The 2,958-nt window shown below is 61.6% G+C and carries 4 protein-coding genes; all 4 read right to left on the bottom strand.

Translation table 11 applies throughout. From position 1 onward, the window contains the following. The coding region (locus QOC89_RS26610; RefSeq protein WP_323047758.1) for a BspC domain-containing protein at positions 1-614 on the bottom strand (614 nt) is incomplete at its 3' end. 166 nt (positions 615-780) lie between these two features. After that, entirely contained in the window at positions 781-1,455 is a 675-nt protein-coding gene (locus tag QOC89_RS26605; RefSeq protein ID WP_323047759.1) for an energy-coupling factor ABC transporter permease, read from the bottom strand. Positions 1,456-1,567: 112 nt separating this feature from the next. Then, positions 1,568-2,443 carry a response regulator transcription factor gene (locus tag QOC89_RS26600; RefSeq protein WP_323047757.1) on the bottom strand — a complete coding sequence of 292 codons (876 nt, stop codon included), beginning with the start codon at positions 2,441-2,443 and terminating at the stop codon, positions 1,568-1,570. A gap of 209 nt (positions 2,444-2,652) precedes the next feature. Further along, a partial coding sequence (locus tag QOC89_RS26595) for a DUF2863 family protein (protein WP_323047756.1) occupies positions 2,653-2,958 on the bottom strand: 306 nt, incomplete at its 5' end.

Genomic DNA, 2,958 nt, shown 5'->3' with positions numbered 1-2,958 from the left:
CTGGAAGTCGCTCGCGAAGATTTTCCGGAGCTTGCCTTCGAGGACTTGCCAGTCGCTTTCTTCGTCGTTGTTTTGCCGCCGGCGGAGTGTTTGCCCTTCACGCTCTTATGCTTGCCGGACGACGCTTGCGATCCCGCCGATCCGGAACTGTGCGCGCGCGCCGGTGGCACCGGATCGTTCCAGCTGAACGCGAGCATCTGGGTACCTACATAGCCGCAGCGGAACTTGAGATCGGCTGGATCGCCGTCGCCGCTCTGGCGCATACCGAGACCTTCGACGGTCACGATGTTGTCCACCTTGACACGCTGCTTGCCCTCGTCGAACGAATCGTTCCATGGCGTGACCGACGCATGCGCGTTGTCGAAGGAGCTGGGTGGAAATTCGACATGGTCGAAGACGGTCGATGTGCTTGCAACAAAATCGCCATGCGCAGCGCAGTCAGCGACTAACGGGTCTGCATGCATGTCATTGACAAATTTGTTGACAAGATCGTTGTGCTGTTCGAGTTGGTCGGCGTATGCGGGAGCAGTGCAAATGAGCGAGAGACTCGCTGCAAATGTTGCTAACCGGCCGACCAGCCGCAGTAATCGGCGCGGTACGTTGGTGCGATCCATCTAGTTCGTTAGACGCTAAGGAGACGTGAGGCACGTAAGATGCACGGCGAGAGGGATGAGTTCAATCCTGACACAAATATTTTGTCCTGTCGTGGTGCGCTGACCCAAGCGTTTACGTGTCGAGATGGCTGATTGCCGCAGGTCGATACTCGATGCCGCGTCTCTATCAGGTGCGTGGGCCGCCCAATCGATACCGACGTACATCGTACGTGGTGACCCACGCCGGACGATAGACCGCGATCAATGCCGTCGACATGCCTGTGAACCAGGCCTCGCCGGTGGCTAGCAGAAGCACGCTGAACGCGTAGCCGGCCGGCACCACGGTCATCGAACCGTTGGCCAGCGCGATGTGAATGCCAAGCGCCGCGGCCGCTGTGAGCGACACGGCAATGGCGGGTGAGACAAAACCCTGGCCGAAGATGAACATGAAGAGATTACGCGGCAGCCAGGCGATGCTGGCGCGCTGGATCAAGGTCGAGATGCCGACAGGCAACGCACCGAACACGAGAAAAGTCAGCGCAATGCCTTGCCACGGGGCGTCGAAGACCACGGCGGCAAGACCGGTGACGATCGCCATGGCGATTAGCGCCAACGCCCAATCGAATAATGTGACGACCAGCGTGGCGCCGAGCAGATGCATGACAGTGCCGTCGTCGAGCCACGCGTTGCTCGCCCACAATACCGACACCGCGACGATGATCGCGAGCCAGACATGCTGGAGCGTGCCGTCTTGAAGTCGTTTGAAAGGATTTTTCAACAGCGCAAGCGCGACCACTATCGCGGTGGCGATCCAGCCACCGACAGCGACCCAGAACGGAAGCGGTGTGTAGAGGAAACCCATGTATCTCATATTACTCGTTGGACGAGAAAAGGTGTGAGCGGATTCCATGCCAGCCGGCGCAAACGCTGCCAGAAAGTGCGCCTGCCGATTCTGGCGTGCGCGCCGGCCGAGGTTATGCGGGACCGTGCATGACCTGCTCCGCCGCCGGCCCGGCGGGCATATCGCCGTAAGGCGTGCTCGGTTCGGCTGCCATCGGCAGCGTGTCGGCCGTGTCGTTCGCCGGCAACGGATATTGAAAGCGCCGCGGCGTGCGGCGCCGCAATGGCACCACGCCGGCTTGCCCCATTACCGGACGGAGCGGACCTGCGTCTCCGTTGCGCAGTACTTGCAAATGAGCTGACAGCCAGCCGTTGTAGAGCGCGACCGCCGCAGCGCGATTTGGCGCGCCGAGTTGCTGAAATATGCTGGTCAGATGGATCTTGACGGTGCCTTCACTGATGCCGAGCGTGCGCGCAATCATCTTGTTGGTGCTGCCCATGTGGACGCAGCGCATGATCTGCTCCTGGCGAGGCGACAGGCCGTTGGAAAGTTTGGTCCTGCGCGGTGGCGGACTCTTTTCGTCGAACGGCCGGATGACCGCGTCCGGCGGTAGCGGCGGCTTGAGCGCCAACGCGCCGGGCGGCACATAGTGACCGCCTAGCAGAACCATCTCGAAAGCGCGCACGATCAGGCATGGGTCGGTTTCGCGCGGAACCACGCCGAGCACACCTTCGTCCATCAGGTCCCGCACGACGGCTGGCGAGGCCTCGTCGGTCAGCACCGCAATGCGCAGGTCCGGGTAGTGGCTAAGCAGATGCCGGGCGTCGTCAACCGACATCCAGTCCTGCCAATCGATCACGAGCAGGTCGGGGCGCAGGCGCTTGAGCGTACGCTCAACCTGACGCCAATCCTGTGCTTCGTTGAAGCGCGCTAGCCGGTCGATTTGCCGCAGCAGCGCTTTGAGTCCATCGCGGCGTTCCGCGTCTGAGTTGAGTATTGAGAATCGCATGCCATGTCTCCAGATGAATCGGGCGAGGTGGCGCGATGCGTGGGCCGGCGAGGGTGCCGAGCGCACTACGATGCGCCACCGGCACTATGATGACAAATTCCCTTCGTTTTGACGGCCTGTCCAAAAGGCATAGGAGGAATGACATAAAAAAGCCCCGCAGTTGGCGGGGCTTCCTTGTCTCGACGGCGCGGCTCAATGGCGCCGGCGGCTCAGTGGAAATGCGGTTGCGCGGGCTCCGCGTCCTCCGGCATTTCGGCGTGGACGATTTCGCCAAGCGGGTCTGCGTAGAGCGGGACACCGCAGTCATCACAATATTCCGGCTCGAAGCGGCCCGAGTGGCGGCGCACGTCCGTCACACCGGTTTCCTTGAGCAAGGCGACGATTTCTTCGATCGGGTCGTCTGACGCGGCGGTCTCTTGCGGTTCTTCATCGATACCGGGTTCGCCGTTCTCGCGGCCGTAAAGTGGCCATACGACGCCGTAGATTACGTCGTTGCTGCCGCGGCGCGTGAAGCC

The sequence above is a fragment of the Paraburkholderia sp. genome, assembly GCF_034668105.1.
Classification (GTDB): Bacteria; Pseudomonadota; Gammaproteobacteria; order Burkholderiales; family Burkholderiaceae; genus Paraburkholderia.
This window is presented reverse-complemented; position numbering and strand designations above follow the sequence as displayed.